This is a genomic window from Paenibacillus lycopersici, assembly GCF_010119935.1.
Classification (GTDB): domain Bacteria; phylum Bacillota; class Bacilli; order Paenibacillales; family Paenibacillaceae; genus Paenibacillus_Z; species Paenibacillus_Z lycopersici.
Genome location: NZ_CP048209.1, coordinates 5,360,950 through 5,378,190 on the forward strand (window position 1 = coordinate 5,360,950; position 17,241 = coordinate 5,378,190).

Annotated in this window: 18 protein-coding genes; 2 read left to right on the forward strand and 16 right to left on the reverse strand. The window is 59.1% G+C overall.

Going from position 1 to position 17,241, the window contains the following annotated elements:
- Positions 1 to 57: 57 nt before the first annotated feature.
- The 11 genes from GXP70_RS23530 to GXP70_RS23580 form a co-directional block, all read right to left on the reverse strand.
- The gene (locus GXP70_RS23530; RefSeq protein WP_162359079.1) at positions 58 to 1,263 is read right to left on the reverse strand and encodes an aminotransferase class I/II-fold pyridoxal phosphate-dependent enzyme; all 1,206 of its coding nucleotides are present in this window, start codon (positions 1,261 to 1,263) and stop codon (positions 58 to 60) included.
- Between the two features lie 22 nt (positions 1,264 to 1,285).
- Positions 1,286 to 1,645 carry an arsenate reductase family protein gene (locus GXP70_RS23535; protein ID WP_162359080.1) on the reverse strand — a complete coding sequence of 120 codons (360 nt, stop codon included), beginning with the start codon at positions 1,643 to 1,645 and terminating at the stop codon, positions 1,286 to 1,288.
- Between the two features lie 115 nt (positions 1,646 to 1,760).
- Positions 1,761 to 2,873: an RluA family pseudouridine synthase gene (locus GXP70_RS23540; protein ID WP_162359081.1), complete on the reverse strand. Its 1,113-nt coding sequence runs from the start codon at positions 2,871 to 2,873 to the stop codon at positions 1,761 to 1,763.
- Positions 2,870 to 3,445, reverse strand: coding sequence for a cob(I)yrinic acid a,c-diamide adenosyltransferase (locus tag GXP70_RS23545; RefSeq protein ID WP_162359082.1), 576 nt, complete (start codon positions 3,443 to 3,445; stop codon positions 2,870 to 2,872). Before GXP70_RS23545 ends, GXP70_RS23540 begins: the two co-directional genes overlap by 4 nt.
- Positions 3,446 to 3,613: 168 nt before the next feature.
- Positions 3,614 to 3,832 carry an aspartyl-phosphate phosphatase Spo0E family protein gene (locus tag GXP70_RS23550; RefSeq protein WP_225442534.1) on the reverse strand — a complete coding sequence of 73 codons (219 nt, stop codon included), beginning with the start codon at positions 3,830 to 3,832 and terminating at the stop codon, positions 3,614 to 3,616.
- A gap of 122 nt (positions 3,833 to 3,954) precedes the next feature.
- The gene (locus tag GXP70_RS23555; RefSeq protein WP_162359084.1) at positions 3,955 to 5,166 is read right to left on the reverse strand and encodes an aminotransferase class I/II-fold pyridoxal phosphate-dependent enzyme; all 1,212 of its coding nucleotides are present in this window, start codon (positions 5,164 to 5,166) and stop codon (positions 3,955 to 3,957) included.
- A gap of 14 nt (positions 5,167 to 5,180) precedes the next feature.
- Entirely contained in the window at positions 5,181 to 5,672 is a 492-nt protein-coding gene (locus tag GXP70_RS23560) for an Lrp/AsnC family transcriptional regulator (protein WP_162359085.1), read from the reverse strand.
- Positions 5,673 to 6,442: 770 nt separating this feature from the next.
- Positions 6,443 to 6,916, reverse strand: a complete 474-nt coding sequence (locus GXP70_RS23565) for a spore coat protein (protein ID WP_225442535.1) — start codon at positions 6,914 to 6,916, stop codon at positions 6,443 to 6,445.
- 61 nt (positions 6,917 to 6,977) lie between these two features.
- Complete coding sequence (locus tag GXP70_RS23570; RefSeq protein WP_404822285.1) at positions 6,978 to 7,205, reverse strand: hypothetical protein; 228 nt, start codon at positions 7,203 to 7,205, stop codon at positions 6,978 to 6,980.
- A 111-nt stretch (positions 7,206 to 7,316) separates the two neighbouring features.
- Positions 7,317 to 7,982, reverse strand: a complete 666-nt coding sequence (locus GXP70_RS23575) for a DUF2642 domain-containing protein (protein WP_162359086.1) — start codon at positions 7,980 to 7,982, stop codon at positions 7,317 to 7,319.
- 392 nt (positions 7,983 to 8,374) lie between these two features.
- Positions 8,375 to 9,166: a hypothetical protein gene (locus GXP70_RS23580; RefSeq protein WP_162359087.1), complete on the reverse strand. Its 792-nt coding sequence runs from the start codon at positions 9,164 to 9,166 to the stop codon at positions 8,375 to 8,377.
- Between the two features lie 321 nt (positions 9,167 to 9,487).
- Here GXP70_RS23580 and GXP70_RS23585 point away from each other — a divergent pair, with 321 nt between their 5' ends.
- The gene (locus tag GXP70_RS23585; RefSeq protein WP_162359088.1) at positions 9,488 to 9,805 is read left to right on the forward strand and encodes a c2 calcium-dependent domain-containing protein 4C-like protein; all 318 of its coding nucleotides are present in this window, start codon (positions 9,488 to 9,490) and stop codon (positions 9,803 to 9,805) included.
- 93 nt (positions 9,806 to 9,898) lie between these two features.
- Complete coding sequence (locus tag GXP70_RS23590; protein ID WP_162359089.1) at positions 9,899 to 10,972, forward strand: CotH kinase family protein; 1,074 nt, start codon at positions 9,899 to 9,901, stop codon at positions 10,970 to 10,972.
- 122 nt (positions 10,973 to 11,094) lie between these two features.
- Here GXP70_RS23590 and cysK read toward each other — a convergent pair whose 3' ends face one another.
- The 5 genes from cysK to GXP70_RS23615 form a co-directional block, all read right to left on the reverse strand.
- A complete protein-coding gene (gene cysK, locus GXP70_RS23595; protein ID WP_162359090.1) occupies positions 11,095 to 12,012 on the reverse strand; it encodes a cysteine synthase A in 918 nt (305 codons plus the stop codon).
- Between the two features lie 34 nt (positions 12,013 to 12,046).
- Positions 12,047 to 13,372: an MFS transporter gene (locus tag GXP70_RS23600; protein WP_225442536.1), complete on the reverse strand. Its 1,326-nt coding sequence runs from the start codon at positions 13,370 to 13,372 to the stop codon at positions 12,047 to 12,049.
- A gap of 212 nt (positions 13,373 to 13,584) precedes the next feature.
- The gene (locus GXP70_RS23605) at positions 13,585 to 14,136 is read right to left on the reverse strand and encodes a hypothetical protein (RefSeq protein WP_162359091.1); all 552 of its coding nucleotides are present in this window, start codon (positions 14,134 to 14,136) and stop codon (positions 13,585 to 13,587) included.
- 146 nt (positions 14,137 to 14,282) lie between these two features.
- The gene (locus GXP70_RS23610) at positions 14,283 to 14,702 is read right to left on the reverse strand and encodes a DUF350 domain-containing protein (protein WP_162359092.1); all 420 of its coding nucleotides are present in this window, start codon (positions 14,700 to 14,702) and stop codon (positions 14,283 to 14,285) included.
- A gap of 18 nt (positions 14,703 to 14,720) precedes the next feature.
- Positions 14,721 to 17,084 carry an endonuclease MutS2 gene (locus GXP70_RS23615; protein WP_162359093.1) on the reverse strand — a complete coding sequence of 788 codons (2,364 nt, stop codon included), beginning with the start codon at positions 17,082 to 17,084 and terminating at the stop codon, positions 14,721 to 14,723.
- Positions 17,085 to 17,241 lie beyond the last annotated feature (157 nt).

Consider the following 17,241-nt stretch of genomic DNA (forward strand, 5'->3'; position numbering starts at 1 on the left):
CTGCGTCGATGTCCCTTTCTTATTGCAACTATAATTTCAGCCCTCGTGCAGCAGGCATCAGCACTCGCCGCGAATGAATGCGCCGATACGCAGCGCGGCTTCCCGCAGACGGTCTTCATGCTCCACGAGAGCGATGCGGACATAGCCTTTTCCTTCGGCGCCGAACGCGTCGCCGGGGATGACCGCGACGCCCGCCCTTTCGAGCATTTCCCGGGAAATTCGACGCGCGTCCCAAGGCTCAGACAGCTGCCGATGCATCGGCGGCAGCTTCGCCCACAGGAACATTGTCGCTTTCGGGCGCGCGATGTCCCAGCCTTGCGCTGACAACGCTTCTACCAGCACGTCCCGGCGGCGTTCGTACATGTCCCCGACTTTCCTTCCGGCTCCTGCTATATCCAGATCCAGCGCGACGATGCCCGCTTCCTGCACGGGAAGAAAAACCCCGTAGTCGATGTTGGCTTTCAGCTCGCGCATCGCCGCTACCGCTTCGCGGTTCCCCGCCAGGAAGCCGATGCGGCAGCCGGCCATGTTGAAGCTCTTGGACAGCGAATGGAATTCGACCGCCGTCTCGATCGCGCCTTCGACTTCCAGAATGCTCGGAGGCCGGTAACCGTCGAATGCCATCTCCGAGTAGGCCAAATCATGCACGATCAGGACGCCGCGCGCTTTGGCCGTCTCGACGGCATGGCGGAAGAAGGCCAGATCCGCAACGGCCGAGACCGGGTTGCTCGGATAGTTGAGCAGCATGAATTTCGTCCGCTGCCAGACGTCGTCCGGGATCGCGCCGAAATCGGGCATATAGCCGTTCTCGGCCCGAAGCGGCATCAGATACGGTTCAATGCCCGCAAGCGCCAAGCCTGCCGCGTACACCGGATAACCCGGATCGGGCAGCAGCGCGATGTCGCCGGGATTGCACAAGGCGAGCGCCAAGTGGCCGAGTCCGTCCTGCGAGCCCATCAGCGAGACCAGCTCCTGCTCGGGATCGACGGTAATGCCGAACCGGAACGCCAGCCATTCGGCCGCTTTCGCGAGGAAGGCCGCCGTCCCTTTCGAGCCGGGATAGCCATAAGCGTCATCGCGCAGCGCCGCTTGGCTCAGCGCGTCCCGGATCGCGGCCGAAGGCGGCAGGTCGGGGCTGCCGATGCTTAAATCGATGACGTCCAGGCCGCGGCCGATCGCGGTCCGCTTCCATGCGGCAACCTCGGCAAAGATCGACGACCCGAGCCGCGACAGCCGGTCCGCCCGCCATGTTTTCGTAGTCAAACGCTCGTCCTCCCCGTCTCCGTCAACCCCAAATGCGGTCGAAATCTTCGTCCTTGAATCCGACCGTGACGACGGTGCCGTCCGTGACGATCGGACGCTTGATCAGCCGCCCGTTGGAGGCGAGCAAAGCGATCTTCTCGCTGTCCGTCATGCCGGGGAGCTTGTCCTTCAGTCCCATTTCCTTGTACGCCTCGCCGGACGTATTGAAGAATTTCTTCACATCCAGGCCGCTTTTCTTGACAAGATCGGCCAGCACGTCCGCGGACGGCGCCGACTCGAATACGTTATGCTTCTCCAGCTCATGCCCTTTGCTCTCCAGCGATTTGATCGCCATGCGGCAAGTACCGCATTTGGGATATTCATAGATCGTTAATTTCTTCATCGTGACGTAATCTCCAATCGTAGCAACCTATCGAATTGCTTTTCTATTGTGCATTGAAACGCCATGGTGAAAGCGACCGGTTTGAAGCCGTTGCAGCCGCCGCGCGCAGCATCAGTTAGAGCTTCAGCATCTCGGCTTCCAGCCGCCGGAGATCGTCCGGCAGCGACGCTTCGAAGGACATCCGCTCCCGCGTGATGGGATGCGTGAACGACAGCTTCGCCGCATGCAGCGCCTGCCGGTCGACAGCCGCTTCCAGCACGTCCGCGACACGCGGCTTCGCGGACGCAGAACGGGCTGCGGCGTCATGCCCGCTCTGTATGCCGCGCTCGCGCTCAGGGTCCAGCTTGTATGGCCCGCCGCGCCCGCCCGCTTCATCCTTACCGCTCTGCCTGTCCAGTCCGTTCTCTCCATCCGGCTCGCTCCGCCCGTTCGCCGCACCGCTGCCCGCGTAGCCGTACAGCTTGTCCCCGACGAGCGGGCAGCCGACATGCTTCATATGGACGCGAATCTGATGCGTCCGTCCCGTCTCCAGCTTCAAGCTCACTTTGGCGGCAGCCCCGCCGCCATAGATGTCTTCCACCTCATAGTGCGTCATCGACGGATAACCGTCCGGCGTAACGACGCGCAGATGCGGATTCTCCTTGTCGCGGTCGATCGGCTCGTCGACGGTCGCCGCGGCCGCCGGCGGAGCGCCGTAGACGTACGCGCGGTACCGCTTGTCCACTTCCCCGTTCTGCAGCTGCTCCGACAGCTGCTGATGGACGTAAGCCGTCTTCGCGATCGCGACAAGCCCCGACGTCTCCTCGTCGAGCCTGTGGATCGGCCTGAACCGCACCCGCTCCCCGCGCGACTTCCAATAATGGACGACGCCGTTGGCCAGCGTGCCCGTGTAATGGCCGTGCGTCGGATGGACGATAAGACCCGGCGGTTTGTTCACGATGAGCACGTCCGCGTCCTCGAAGACGATATCGAGCGCCATCGGCTCCGGCAAAATATCGTCGGACTCCTCCTGTTCCATCCGCAGCTCCAGCACGTCTCCCGCTTCCACGCGGTCGTTCGTGTAGACGCGCTCGCCGTTCGCCGTAATGCCAAGCTCCGTCAGCTTCAGACGCGACAGCAGCTTGCGAGAGACGCCGAGTCGCCGCTCCAGGACGGTGCGCACCATCTTGCCGGCGTCTTCTTCGCCCACGCGCACCGTCAGCGGCGGATAATATAACGTCTCGCTCATGATTCGCTTGCGCGGAACACGTCCGCGCTGCGGATATACGCGGTATCCTCCACGCCGAGCTTCGCGTTCGCGGCCCGCGCCGCCGCGAAGAAGTAGTCGGACAGTCGGTTCAGGTACATCATCACTGGAGCCGGCACCTCGACTTCCGCGCTCAGCGTTACGGCGCGCCGTTCGGCCCGGCGGCCGACCGTCCGGCAGACGTGAAGCAGCGCCGACGCCTCGCTTCCTCCCGGCAGGATAAACCTGGTGATGGGCGGCGCAGCCGCCGTATGCGCATCGATCCAGCCCTCCAGCCGGACGCTCGCTTCCTCCGTCAGCTTGAGCTCCCGCCCCTTCGGATCGCGGAACGCCAAGTCCGATCCGCAGTCGAACAGCTCCTGCTGAATCTCCAGCAGCTCCGCGACCAGTCCATCCAGCTGCCCGGTTGCCGCCGCGACGGCCGCCGCCTGACCGACGAAGCAATTCAGCTCGTCGATCGTGCCGTAGGCTTCCACGCGGCTGTCGTCCTTGCGGACGCGCCCGCCCTTCACGGACGTTTGTCCTTCGTCTCCCGTTCGCGTATACAGTTTCATGCTCGACTCTCCTTTAAGCGCGGCCCATGGCCGCCGATTCGTTACCTTCCACTATAGCACAATTCGTCCCGTTCGGGCTTGCCGCCGCAGGCGCATCCCCCGTATCGGCATACACAACAAAAGAAGCCCCATGGAAGGGGCCTCTCCTAGGCGCTTGAACGTCAACCGTCAGTTCAACTGCGCCGTGCCTTTATTCGTCTTGTACCGCATGTATTCATTGATCTTCGTATCGAGCAGCCGGCTGAGACCGATGACCTTCTCTGAACTGAACGTCGCTTCTTCCGCGTAGGATTGTTCCATCTTCATGCGCAGCGCATGGATTTCGTCTTCCAACCGACGTATGGACGATGAGGATACAAGCTTAAGACCCGTTTTTGCACAAGTCATTGCCATCCCTCCTGTCATCAATGAACGCAACCCAACGACGCTTGTGCAGAGCGACGGCTAAAGATTTTATAAAGATTTACAACAAATTATAACAAAGACTGACAGTATTGACTATCGCTATTTTACTCTCCCTTTATTTTCCTAACGTATTGGCCCATGCGCTCGATCGCTTCCGTCAGCTGGCTGACCGAAGTCGCGTACGAACAGCGGAGATGGCCTTCGCCGCCAAGGCCGAATACGTCGCCCGGCACGGCTGCGACCTTCTGCTCGGTGAGCAGCCCCGTCGCGAACTCCTCGGACGTCATTCCGAGTCCGGCGATGGACGGGAACGCATAGAAAGCGCCCTGCGGCTCGTGGCATTCCAGGCCGATGTCGCGAAAGCCCTTCACGACCAGCCTGCGGCGCTGGTTATACGATTCCACCATGCGGTCCTTCTCCTCCATGCCGTTGCGAAGCGCTTCAAGCGCCGCGACCTGCGCCATGTTGGAGGCGCACATCACCGTGTACTGATGGATCTTCAGCATGGCCGCAATGAGCTCCGGATGACCGCAGGCATAGCCGAGCCGCCAGCCCGTCATCGCGAAGGATTTGGAGAAGCCGCTGACGAGGATCGTGCGGTCCTTCATGCCGGGCAGCGCCGCGAAGCTGACATGCTTCGTGCCGTAAGTCAGCTCGGCGTAGATCTCGTCGGAGATGACGATCAGATCGTTCTCTTCCACCACTTTGGCGATCGGCAGCCAATCCTCGTACGTCATGATGCCGCCGGTCGGATTGCTCGGATAGCACAGGATGAGCAGCTTGGAGCGAGGCGTGATCGCCGCTTGGAGCGACTCCGCCGTCAGCTTGAACGAATCCTTCGCGTACGTCTCGATGCCGACAGGAACGCCGCCGCTGATCGACGTGATCGGCGAATAGGAAATGTAGCACGGCTCCGGCACGAGAATCTCGTCCCCGGGAGCGATGAGCGCCCGCAGCGCCAGATCGATCGCTTCGCTGCCGCCGACCGTGACCAGCACTTCCTTGGCCGGATCGTACGTTACTTTGAACTCGTTGTGCAGGTAATAGGCGATCTCCTCGCGCAGTTCGGGCGTGCCCGCATTGGACGTATACTGCGTCTTGCCCATCTCGAGCGCATATACGCAAGCTTCGCGCACATGCCAAGGCGTGACGAAATCGGGCTCGCCGACGCCAAGCGTAATGATGTCCTTGCGGCCGGCAGCCAAATCGAAGAACCGCCGGATGCCGGACGGTTTTATGGCTCTGACTTGAGGCGCCAAGTAGTCCGCCATCGATGCTCGCTTCGAAGCGCTTCGTTGTTGCTCATCGATAATCATAAGGCATGCACCCCTTACGGCGAGATGAGAAGACGATGGTCATCCTCATGCTCTTCGAATATAATGCCGTCTTGCTTGTATTTCTTAAGAACAAAGAAGGTCTTCGTGGAAAGCACGGCATCGATCGGGGACAGCTTGTTGGACACGAAGGACGCCACGTCCTTCAGCGTCTTGCCTTGCACCTCGACGAGCAGGTCGTACGCGCCGGACATCAAATAAACCGATTTTACTTCCGGGTATAAATAGATCCGTTCCGCGATGCCTTCGAATCCGCGGCCGCGTTCCGGCGTAATTTGTACTTCGATGAGTGCGGTAACCTTATCGTCTTCAACCTTGCTCCAATTGACAACGGTCGCATATTTGACGATGATATGATCCTGCTCCATCTCCGCAATCGCCTGCTTCACGTCCTCCAGCGGCGCGTCGATCATCGTCGCGATCAGATCCGCAGTGCGTCTTGCATCTTCCTTCAGCAGCTCAAGTATTTGCATTTTCCGTCCGTCCATCGCCAAACCTCCTGATCATAACTATAAAAACTATATTACAACGAATCCAAGCTTCCTGCAAAGCAGAAAGCGTTCCGGCTCGCCCAAGGCGAGAGGGCCGTTGCCATCATTATGGCGGCAGTGCGTTTCATTCCGGAGAAATTTAAGCCTCAGCCTAAAAAAAGGAACTTTCGGCGCTTATGTTTCAAGGTGAAACGCCTATCGCCATCATTGTGGCGGCACAAAGTGTCGAAAAAGTCCAACGGACTTTTCGGTACTTTATTATTATTTAGCGATACCCTCCGCGAGGTTTCTTCGAACGCATCGTCCTGCAAAGACAAGAATAGCCTCCTACGTATCCCGCGAATCCTGCGTATCGGACCGAGGATGCGTTATTCAGTCAAAATTGGCGTTTTGGACGTCACAATCGGACACAGGATCCGTTATCGCCTCCGGAAAGAGCCGAAAACCAGTCTTTCGGGCGAAATAGCGGATCTCCTGTCCGGCAGCGCGCGAAAAAACATGAAAATCAGGCAATAGCGGATCGCCTGTCCGGACCGACACCTCGGATGGCATCGACAGGGACTGGCGGTCATCGAATAAATGGTTCAGTAGGCAAGCGACGGCTTTAACGAAGCGCGCTCCGAACTGCCTGCGCTATCCGGCATCATCCAATACAGCATTCGCGACAATCCACGCAGCCACTCCGGCGGCAGCGCGTTTCCACGCCGGAAAATATGTAAAAAGACCCCGAAGGGTCTTTGCTTGTCGAATTCCGGGATCCCGGCCGATTACATGTATGTCGGATTGTGACCCTGCGCATGCTGCCCGCCCTGCTGCCCCATATGCTGCTGTCCCATGAATTGGGGCTGCATTTGCATCTGCATCTGCATTTGCTGCTGTTGATTTTGATACTGCGAATTACGGAACGCGGACTGGCCGAAGCCGATCTGATGCAGGAACTGCTCCGTCTTGTGCTCGGTCTGCTGGTTCTGCTGCAGCGCCTTGTCGATATCCTGACGCAGCGCCGGAGACGAGGTGCTGTACATATTGTTCTGTTCCATGACTTTATACAGCTGTCCCTGCATCTGCAGCGTGCTGTTGAGCAGGTTCGTGAACAACTGGCGAACAGACTGGCAGCTGGCTTCCGTCGCGGCGGTTGCGTATTCGTTAACGACGCGTTTCAAATCCGCCAGGACGGTATACGCCAAATCCTCGTCCGACAGCATAGGATGGGAATGGGCTTGTCCTTGATGTTGTTGCATGTCGATGAATCCTCCCGGTCGCTTAAGTATGGTTTTACTCCGTCATAGCCGTACGTAATCGTCAGTGCGACTGCGGCTGCGTAGGCGCAAGCTGCTGGTGCTGTCCGATGGCATGAAGCAGCATCTGCGTATGCTGTTGATGCGTTTGAATCATATGCATGCCGATTTGCTTCAAAGCCGGATTCGTGGCGGATGCCGCCAATACCGCGTTTTGCTTGATGAGCAAGTCCTCGTTCGAGATAGAGTCCACCAAGTACTCCAGCTCTTTGCCTGTCAATGCTTGAATCAAGACAATCCCTCCTGTTTCCATGGATTTTTAACCCTCGTGTAGTATGTCCCCGGGCTTTGCTTCCTATGTAACGCTTCTTCCCCGAAGGGAAGAACCGGTCGCGGCCGATCGTTACGGCAGATGTACCGTCTTCACGTGGTCGAAATGCAGATAAACGGAGCTGCCGCCGGCGGTAGACAGTTCGATGATGTTCTGGTCGATGCTTTTGAGCACGCCGATTTTGTTCGGATTCTCGCCCAGATCCAGAATGACGAACTCGCCGATGAGCTTGCGGAGCTGCTGGTCGAACGTGCGGGCCAGCGTGATCGGCGACGGCTTGAGCGGGAATTGTTCGGGCGTCAGCGTGTAAGGCGTGACGTTCGGATTGTACGGAATGAGAAATTTCAGATGCGTGAGCGACACGACCACCGAATGGTACACAGGCGAATAGAATACGAAAAAATCATTCATGACGCTCGTCAAATAACCGTGGATCGATTGATTGCCGGTAATGTAGATTTCGGAAAACATGCCCTTGGCGTTCATCAGCACTTTGCGGTAGGAAATCGGATCGTTCTGCGGCTCGAAAGGCAGATCCGGCACTTGAAATTCCTGCGAGTCGGGTTTGGCAAGCCGCAGCTGCTGAACATGAATGAGCGGGATGTACAGGAATTGCGTACCGTTATGAACAACGAGTATGTCTTGGCCCATATCGATGAGCTTGCCTTGGATCGGCAGCGATTTGCCGGAGATATCAAGCTCGACGTAACGGTCTAGCAACGGGTGACGGTGTTTCATGAAATCGACCTCCTTTCATCCAGTTAATTGCGTCCGGGCTCTAATTCAGCGGGCCGGCTGCACAGGCGTGAACGGAGATTCAGGTCGGTCAGCGACTACGTCCCGGCCGCGATAACATACATGTTGTTCAGGAGGACGACGGAATCGCCGGCCCCCCGCCGGAGGCGTCCACAATCACATAGATACCGAACGCAAACAAGAGGAAGCCAGGGAGTCTTCGCCGCCAAAATCTCCAGCACGGAGCGATTCGCGGCCGTATTGCAAGGTAAGATGCGGAGCCGGCAGCGGCTTCGACAGCCGGCGGCTTGCGCCCGGAGCCGGGCCCATAGGGACCCGGCCCGGATCGCCGCCGCGAATCAATGTGAGCTGCCGTCATCCGCCGAAGCGTGCAATCAGCCTTTCTTGCCCCGCAGCGTACTGGAGGTTTTACCGCTTTTCTTGCCGGATTTGCTGCTCTTGCTGCTCGTGTTGCGGCTGCTCGTGTTACGGTTGCTTGCATTGCGGTTGCCGCCGGAGGACGAGTTGCGGTTGCCCCGGGACGAAGAATTGCGGTTGCCGCCGGAGGAGTTGCGATTGCCGCCGGACGAGGAATTGCGGTTGCCGCCGGAACCGCTGCTGCCTCTGCTGCCGCGGCTTGCGTAGATGCCGGCCGTGTTGACCGTCTTGATATGGTAGAGCGGGATTTGCACCAGTTCCGGACCGACGACGAGCAGCAGCGCTTCGCTGCCGACTTGCGCGATGAAGCCTTCGATGCGCTCAGGACCGCCCCAGTTGATTTGAACGAATTTGCGCGTCAGGTGTTGAAGCACGCCGACGAAGCTGTTCGCCATGATATACGTACGCGTTCCTCCCGTGCGGGTACCGCGCGAGCCGCGGGAACCGCCGGAGCCTGCCGCAAGGTCGGTTACGCTTTTCACATGGCTGGAGTTGACGTAAACGTGTCCGCCTGTCGATTTAAGCACCAGGTAGCCGGGTTGAACGCCGATCAGCATACCTTCCAACGATTCGGGACCGCCGCGGTTGATGCGCACGTTCATGCCGACTTTGTCGTTCATGAATTGGCTGCCGCTTTTGCAAGATTTGCTGCTCTTGTGGTGATTGTGCTGCATGCTTCCTTGTTCCTGCTGCATGCCTTGATCGGCAAGCATGCCGTAAGGTTTGTAGCTGACTGCATCGTTAGTCATGTTACCCCAGCATAAACTCATACTGAAATCCCTCCGCATTAATAGATTCTGACTTTGCCCCATGAAGACCAAAGGGTGCAAACACGATCCGATACTTGCTGTCATAACGGTTCATTCTACTCGCTTCGGCGTTCATCCCTCCAATGCTTGCCCCAGTGAAATCTATCATGGGAGACAATTTATAATGTATTTATATGTATCCGGTATCCATAGGGTACTAGATTGTCATCTATTTCTAATAAGTTGAGTCAATAACCCGGTGCGATTGATAGATTCGACACATAGCTTGTATAGAATCTATTAAAAGGAGTTGAAGTTGGGATGGCTAAGACGCAAAAGAATAACTATGGAGGCGGCAACTGCACGCAAGGGAACCGGACGCAAGGCACGCGAGGGGACCGCACGCAAGGCACGCGGGGGGATCGCACGCAAGGCACGCGAGGGGATCGCACGCAAGGCACGCGAGGGGATCGCACGCAAGGCACGCGGGGGGATCGCGGTAACTGCACGCAAGGGGATCGCGGCAACCGCTCCCAGGGCAACCGCACTCAGGGCAACCGCTCCCAGGGCAACCGCTCCCAGGGCAACCGCACTCAGGGCGGTTCCCGCGGTCATAACAGCGGCTGGGGCAGCAAATAAGGAGTGACCGATAGACGATCGCCCGCATAGTGTAAATAAGCTGAAGCCTATCGAATGCGATAGGCTTTATCTTTTGCCTAAGGAGATGGTCTAATGTCCGGGGAAGGGCTGCCTACGCGCAAAATAACGATTGACGAGGACGATCTGCGCCGTCTTCAGGCTGACGTATGGAGCAATGAATTCGCGCCCGTCAAGCTTGAACTGAACGGCAAGACGATGGACGCCAAGCTGCGGTTTCGCGGAGGCCACACACGCAACTATCCGAAGAAATCCTACGAGATCCATTACGGCGACAACGGCATTCTCCATTGGAACGCGGAGTTCGACGACCCGTCGATGATCCGCAATGCGCTGTCGTTCCGTTTCTTCAATATGATGGGGGTGCCGGCGCCGCGCACGAAGCATATGTGGCTGGAATGGAACGGCTATCCGCACGGGGTGTACCTGGAAATCGAATCGGTCGACTCGGCCTTCTTCCGCAGGCGCAGCATCGGCTCCAAGTCGCTGATCTACGCGGTCAACGACAAGGCGAATTTCGGTCTGATCGATCCCGAAACCGACGAGCGCAAGCAAACGCTGCTGGAAGGCTATCGGGTGATGAAAGGAAACGCGAACACGGAGAAGCGGCTCATTCGTTTCGTAGGCAGCATCAATCGCCTGCGGAAGAGCTCGCTGCGTTCTCTTCTGGTCAATCGGCTTGACGTAACGGTCTATTTGAAGTGGCTGGCAGGCGCGGTGTTGACGGGAAACTATGACGGGTTCGATCAGAATTACGCGCTTTACGAACATGCATCGACGGGGAAATACCGGATTATTCCTTGGGATTACGAGGGTACTTGGGGACGGAACTGCTACGGGAAGCTCTGCGGCAGCGATTTGGTCGACGTAAAGGGCTACAACATGCTGACCCGCAAATTGCTGGCTTTCAAACCTTACCGGCAGGCATACCGCAAAATTTTGGCGGCGATGCTGGAAAGCAAATTCACGCTCGACGCCATCGAACCAGAAATCGACAGCCTGTACGAGCGGATTACGCCGGCGATCCGGGACGATTTCACGCGCAAATGGCCCTTCCACTCCTTCGAAGACGAGCCGGAATTGTTCCGCAGCTACATCCGGGAGCGCAGGGCCATTATTAAAGAAGAATTGCGTACGTGGACGAATTGACCGTAAGCGGCAAGGCCAAGCCGACGGCTTCGCCGTGCCGTTCCAAGCCAAGCCGGCATGAATGACGCTGAACGACTCGGTTTGCCGCCAGGCATTGTGCGGCGAACGGCATGTGATGCAGCTTAAAACAAATCCATACTTAAATAGCGTTCGCCGCTGTCCGGGGCGATGCAGAGCACCCGCCCGCCCGATCCGATCCGGCGGGCCTGTTCCATGGCGGTCCAGACGGCGGCGCCGGAGGAAGGTCCGAGCAGCAGCCCCTCCTCCCGGGCAAGCCGGCGCATCGTACCGATCGCCGCATCGTCCGATACTTGCACGATTTCATCGTAAACGGACGTATTCAGGATGCGCGGCACGAATCCCGGGCTCGTGCCGACCAGCTTATGCGGGCCCGGCTTGCCGCCGGACAGCACGGGCGAGCCGAGCGGCTCGACGACGGCGACGTACAGTCCGGGAATGGCGGCTTTCAGCGTTTCGCCCGTGCCCGTGATCGTGCCGCCGGTTCCGGCCGTGGCCACGAATACGTCCAGCCGGCCTTCCGTCTGGCGAAGAATTTCCTGTGCGGTCGTGACGCGGTGAATATCCGGATTCGCTTCGTTCTCGAATTGGTTCGGAATGTAGCTCCCCGGCCGCTCCGCCTGCAATTCCAGCGCGCGCTTGATCGCGCCCGGCATCCGCTCGGCCGCAGGCGTCAGCTCGACTTCGGCACCGTACGCCCGGAGCAGCCCGATCCGTTCCTTCGTCATATTGTCGGGCATGACGAGAATAAGCTTGTACCCTTTGGCCGCCGCGTTCATGGCAAGGCCGATCCCGGTATTCCCGCTTGTCGGCTCGATAATGGTCGCGCCCGGCTTCAAGATGCCCTTCGCTTCGGCGGACGCGATGAGCGCGTATGCCGCCCGGTCCTTGACGCTTCCGCTCGGGTTGAAGCGCTCCAGCTTCACCAGCACCTCGGCGGCTCCCCGCTCCTTCATGCGCCGGAGCGCCACGACGGGCGTTTCCCCGATTAATTTCGTAATATCGTTCACAATGCGCGGCATCGATTTCTTCCTCTCTCTACCCCTCACGATGCAATCATGACGAGGGTTCCTTTCTTCCTTGCACGGTCTTGCCCAGCAGGCCCCGCATCAGCAGCCAGCCTAATATCGGGAACGCGCCTACCGCCAGCATCAAGAATGGCACGACATAATCGGACTTCTCCATGAAAGGAAGCACGAGCAAATATGCCGCAACGCCGACGATGCGGCCGGCCGTCAGCCCCGCTTCGCGCAGGATGACGAACTCTTCGCGCTGCCTGGCGCTCTCTTCCGAGCTGCCGATCAAGTCAAACACCGTCGACGTCATCGGGATGATGTACAGCGGCATGAACAGCGCGGTGCCGATGCCGAAGATGAGCAGCGTCCGATAGGACAGCGGCCAGAAGAGCGGCGCGATAGCAGCCGTGACGGCGATCGCTCCGATCAGCATCGCGGCCCGCCGCCGTTCCGGCTTCAGCAAGCGTCCGATCAGCCAGAAGCTGACAAGCGCCACAAGCGATGTCACGAGCGAGAAGTTGCCGAGCTTGCCTTCGTTCTTCGTCGCCAGGAAGACAAGCAGGCCGATGAAGAACATGTAGACGCCTTCGCGGACGCCTTGGCACACGATCGCCGGAACGGCATGGCGCCAAGGATTGCCCCGCTCGCGCAGCTGGCGGAAGCCGTGCAGCCAGTCGTACGTGCCGCTCGACTCGCGCTTCTTCAGCCAGAAGCTGAGCACGACGGCGATGGCGAAGATGACCGACGATATCGTGAAAATGATTGAATAGCCGCGTTCGCCCTTGCTCATCGTAATCAGCCAGCCCGAGATCCATGGCGCGACGATGCCCGCTCCCGAACCTAGCAGTCCCGCCCAGCCGTTGAATCGGTCGCGGTTGCCCGGCTCCGTCACTTCGAAATAGACGACGTTGAACGCGAGCCAGAACAAGCCGTTGCCGATGCCGATCATGACGCCGAGCGGGACCGCATAGGCAACCGCCGACTTGCCGAGCAGCAGAACCGTGAAATAGAACAAGCCGGACAGCGCGACGCCGACCCGGAGACTGTTCATCTTGTTATGTTCCTTGACCCACTTCCCCGCAAGCCAGAACGTCAAGCCGCTGACGAGAAATTGCGTCAGATTGAACCAGCCGACCAAGGCGAACGATTGGCTGGATTTCCACAGATAAATCGGCAGGAACGTCCCCGATAACGCGTTGGCCGTCCCAAGCAACGCCTGAACGGCGAGCAGCAGGACGGCTTGACCGTCCAGCGAGCGTGTTTCGTAATCTCTTTTTCCGCCGCCTTCGTTCGAGACGGTCCGCATACGGGATTTCTCCTTGCCTGCGAACCAGCGCGATTGAACGGCATGTTTACCCTGCTCCAAGCAGCATTCCTCCTGCCTGCTGAAATCAGGAGTCTGACCATGCGCGCAGCGGAAGACAATCCGATACCTGTTGCTCCGCTTGGTCAAAACTCATGGGAGTAAGGTACCCTCTTGCCGGATAACCATGCCGGGAATCGCGAATTGCATGAACTTGCCAGCGAATTCCTTCTTCATTAAGTTGCCTTGTTATGCTGCCTTGTGCCGGCCGTCCCTTACTGCTCGCCGGAGCCGGCAGACTCGGTCAGCAATTGAACGAGCCGTTCCTGATCCTCCACCGACAAGCGGTTCTCCGTATGGAAGCAGGACGGGCATACGTACAGCACGAGCGCAAACGGCGTCGCCAGCACCGGCTCGCCGAGCGCGGCCGGAATTCGCGGCGCGAAGCGCTCGCCCGTGACGATCTGCGTGCCCGCCTCCAGCATCAGCTCCCGGCATGTCGGGCATTCCGGCGCTTCCAGCTGGTCGTCCAGCACGCGCTCCGTCGACTGTTCCAGCACGAGCCGGTCTTGGTTGTATTCACGGAAGTCAATCAGATCGTCCTGGCCATCCGTATCCCAGGCCGCATCCTCGCCGTCGACGTCCTGCTGCGCTTCGACGGCCTCGTCGTCGTTCAAATCCAGCTGCAGCGTGCGGTAGCCCGACAGCTCGTTCTCGCAGTGCGGGCAGTGCCGCTCGGGACCGATCTCCTCGTCCCAGACGATTTCCGTCTGGCACCACGGGCATATTACCGGTCCTGCTTCCTCATGCTTATGTTGATTGCTCATAGAAACGTCGCTCCTTGCCGCTTGAAATATCTACTGCATTAAATATATAACACCGATTATAACGAACAACGCGGCTAACGCGAACAGCGTTCCCCATAAATATTTCATCTGTGCAACTATCCCCCAAGCTTATGCCCGCCGCCCGCTTAGGCGATCGTGGCGCCAATGACGTAAGACAGCGATATGGATATGATCATGGCGGTAAAGCCGACCGCCCGGTTGTCCTTCTCGATCTCGTCGTCGATCCGGAACACCGGCGTCAGAAATTCGAACAGAAAGTAAGCCGCGAGCAGAAGCGCATAGCCGAACATCGCCCAGACCAAGCTTTGGTACACCGTTTCGTTCGCCTCGATGGAGAAGCGAAACAGGTTGCAGATGCCGAATATTTTGCCTCCGGTCGCCATTGCGACGGCCATATTGCCTTTCTTGATTTCCTGCCAGCATTTATAACGCGTGACAAGCTCGAAAACGTACAGGAACACGAGCAGCGCCAGCACCGCTACGGAAACATAGGCCAGCGATGCCGCGAACGTATTGCTGAGCAGCCGGTCGACTTCCTTATCCATCGCTTGACCCCGCCCTTCCTACTTCAATTCCGCTACGGTAACGCCCGCTCCGCCTTCGCCGTATCGTCCCAGGCGGTAGCCTTTCACATGCTTGTGCCTGCGCAGGAAATCGCTGATGCCGCTGCGCAGCACGCCCGTTCCGTGGCCGTGAATGATGAACACCTGGCCGAATCCGGCAAGGAACGACTCGTCGAGGAACCGGTCCACTTCCAGAATCGCTTCTTCCAGGTTCGAGCCGCGCAGGTCCAGCTCCGACCGGACGTTCTCGTCGCGGGTCCGTTTCAGGCTTGCCGCCAGCTTCGGCTGCTGCGTCTTCGCCGTCTCGGCGCTCTTCACGAGCTCAAGGTCGCTGAGCGCCACCTTCATCTTCAGAATGCCGAGCTGCACGAGCGCTTCGCTTCCGGTGATCTCGACGACATGGCCGCGCTGGCCGAGGCTGTATACCATTACCTCGTCGCCGCCCCCGATCGGCTGCGGCTTGCTGCCCTTCGCCTTGCTCTTGGCGGGCTTGCGCGACTCCGGCGTCGCCTCGTCCAGCCTGCGGCGCGCTTCCGTCAGCTTATGATCCTTGACCGCGGCGCCTTCTTCCTGCGCCAGCTTGCGCAGGTCGGCGATAATCTCCTCCGCCTCCCGCTTCGCGCGCTGCATAACTTGGCGCGCTTCCTCCTGCGCCTTCTCGAGCAGCTTCTCGCGCTGCTCCTCGAAGCGCTGCAGCTCCGCTTCGTGGCGCGCCTGCTGCGCTTCCAGCTGCTTGCGGAGCGCCTCGGCCGTCTGCCGTTCGGATTCGGCGCCCAGCCGGTCTTCCTCCAGCGAGGCGATCATCGACTCGACGCGTACGTCCTCCTCGCTCACCTCGCCGCGCGCATGCTCGATGATGTGGCGCTGCAAGCCGAGCCGCTCGGCGATCGCGAACGCGTTGCTTCGTCCCGGCACGCCGATCAGCAGCCGGTATGTCGGGCTCAGCGTGGCGATATCGAATTCCATGCTCGCGTTGATGACGCCTTTGCGATTGTACGCGTACGCCTTCAGCTCGCTGTAGTGCGTCGTCGCGACGATCCGGCAGCCGAGCTTGTGCATATGCTCCAGAATCGCGATCGCCAGCGCCGAGCCTTCCGCCGGATCGGTGCCCGCGCCGAGCTCGTCGAGCAGCACGAGGCTCTTCGGCGTCATGTTGTTCAGAATGCGGATAATATTCGTCAAGTGGCTCGAGAACGTACTCAAGTTCTGCTCGATGCTCTGTTCGTCCCCGATATCGGCATACAGCGCGTCGAAGACGCACAGCTGGCTTCCTTCCTCGGCAGGCACGAACAACCCGGACATCGCCATCAGGCTGAGCAGGCCGATCGTCTTCAGCGACACCGTCTTGCCGCCCGTATTCGGACCGGTAACGATGATCGCGGTGTAATTGTTGCCGAGTTCTACGTCGATCGGAACGACATTCTCGCGCGGGATAAGCGGATGGCGTCCCTTGCGCAGCTTCAGATAGCCCCTGTCGTTCATCATCGGCCTGGAAGCGCCCATCAGATGAGCGAGACGCGCTTTGGCGAAGGCAAAATCCAGCTTGCCGAGCAGGTCCAGGTCGATCAGCAGTTCGTCGGCGTAATCGGCCGTGAGCGCGGTCAGCTTCTGGAGAATCTTCTCGATCTCCCGCTCTTCCGCAAGCCGCAGCTCGCGCAGCTTGTTGTTCATGACGACGACCGCTTCCGGCTCGATGAAGAGCGTCGCGCCGGAGCCCGACTGATCATGGATAATGCCGCCGAAATTCGAACGGTACTCCTGCTTGACCGGGATGACGTAGCGATCGTTGCGGATCGTAATGATCGCGTCCTGCAGCATCTTCTGCACGGAAGACGAGCGAATCATGCTCTCCAGCTTCTCGCGCACGCGAGACTCGCCCGCGCGCAGCTCGCGGCGGATGTTCGCCAGCTCGACGCTCGCGCTGTCCATGACGTCCGCCTGCTCGTCGATGCAGAGGAAGATCGCGTCCTCCAGCGCCTTATGCTCCGTCAGCTGCTCGGCCATCGCCGCCAGCGACGGCACGGGATCGTCTTCATGCAGCTGCAGCACATGACGCTTGACGCGTCTGCCGCCGCGCACCGTTTCGGCGATTTCGAGCAGCTCCGACGGATTCAGGGTGCCGGCGATTTTGGAACGGAGGAGGGACGGCTTAATATCCGCCACGCCGCCGAACGGCGCGCTTCCTTTCAGACGGTCGGCTTTATAGGCCTCGTCCGTTACCTGCAGCGCATGCTTGACGTCCTCCAGGTCCGAGCTCGGATGCAGCGCATCAACCTCGGCTTTGCCGAGCGCCGTCGCCGCATGCTGTGCCAATTTATGTCCAATTTTCGCATATTCCAATGTCTGTAGTATTTTCGTGTCCAAGCGAGCACAACCCCTCTCGCTTCCTATTATAGCCGATGCGAACTCCGTACGCCACGATCGCCGAACCGTGAATGGCGCCGCCGAAAAAGGTAACACTACATGTACACGGGAAGTGTCACGCTTCTTGGAATCTGGCCCTTGCTTGAGGTCGCGCAGC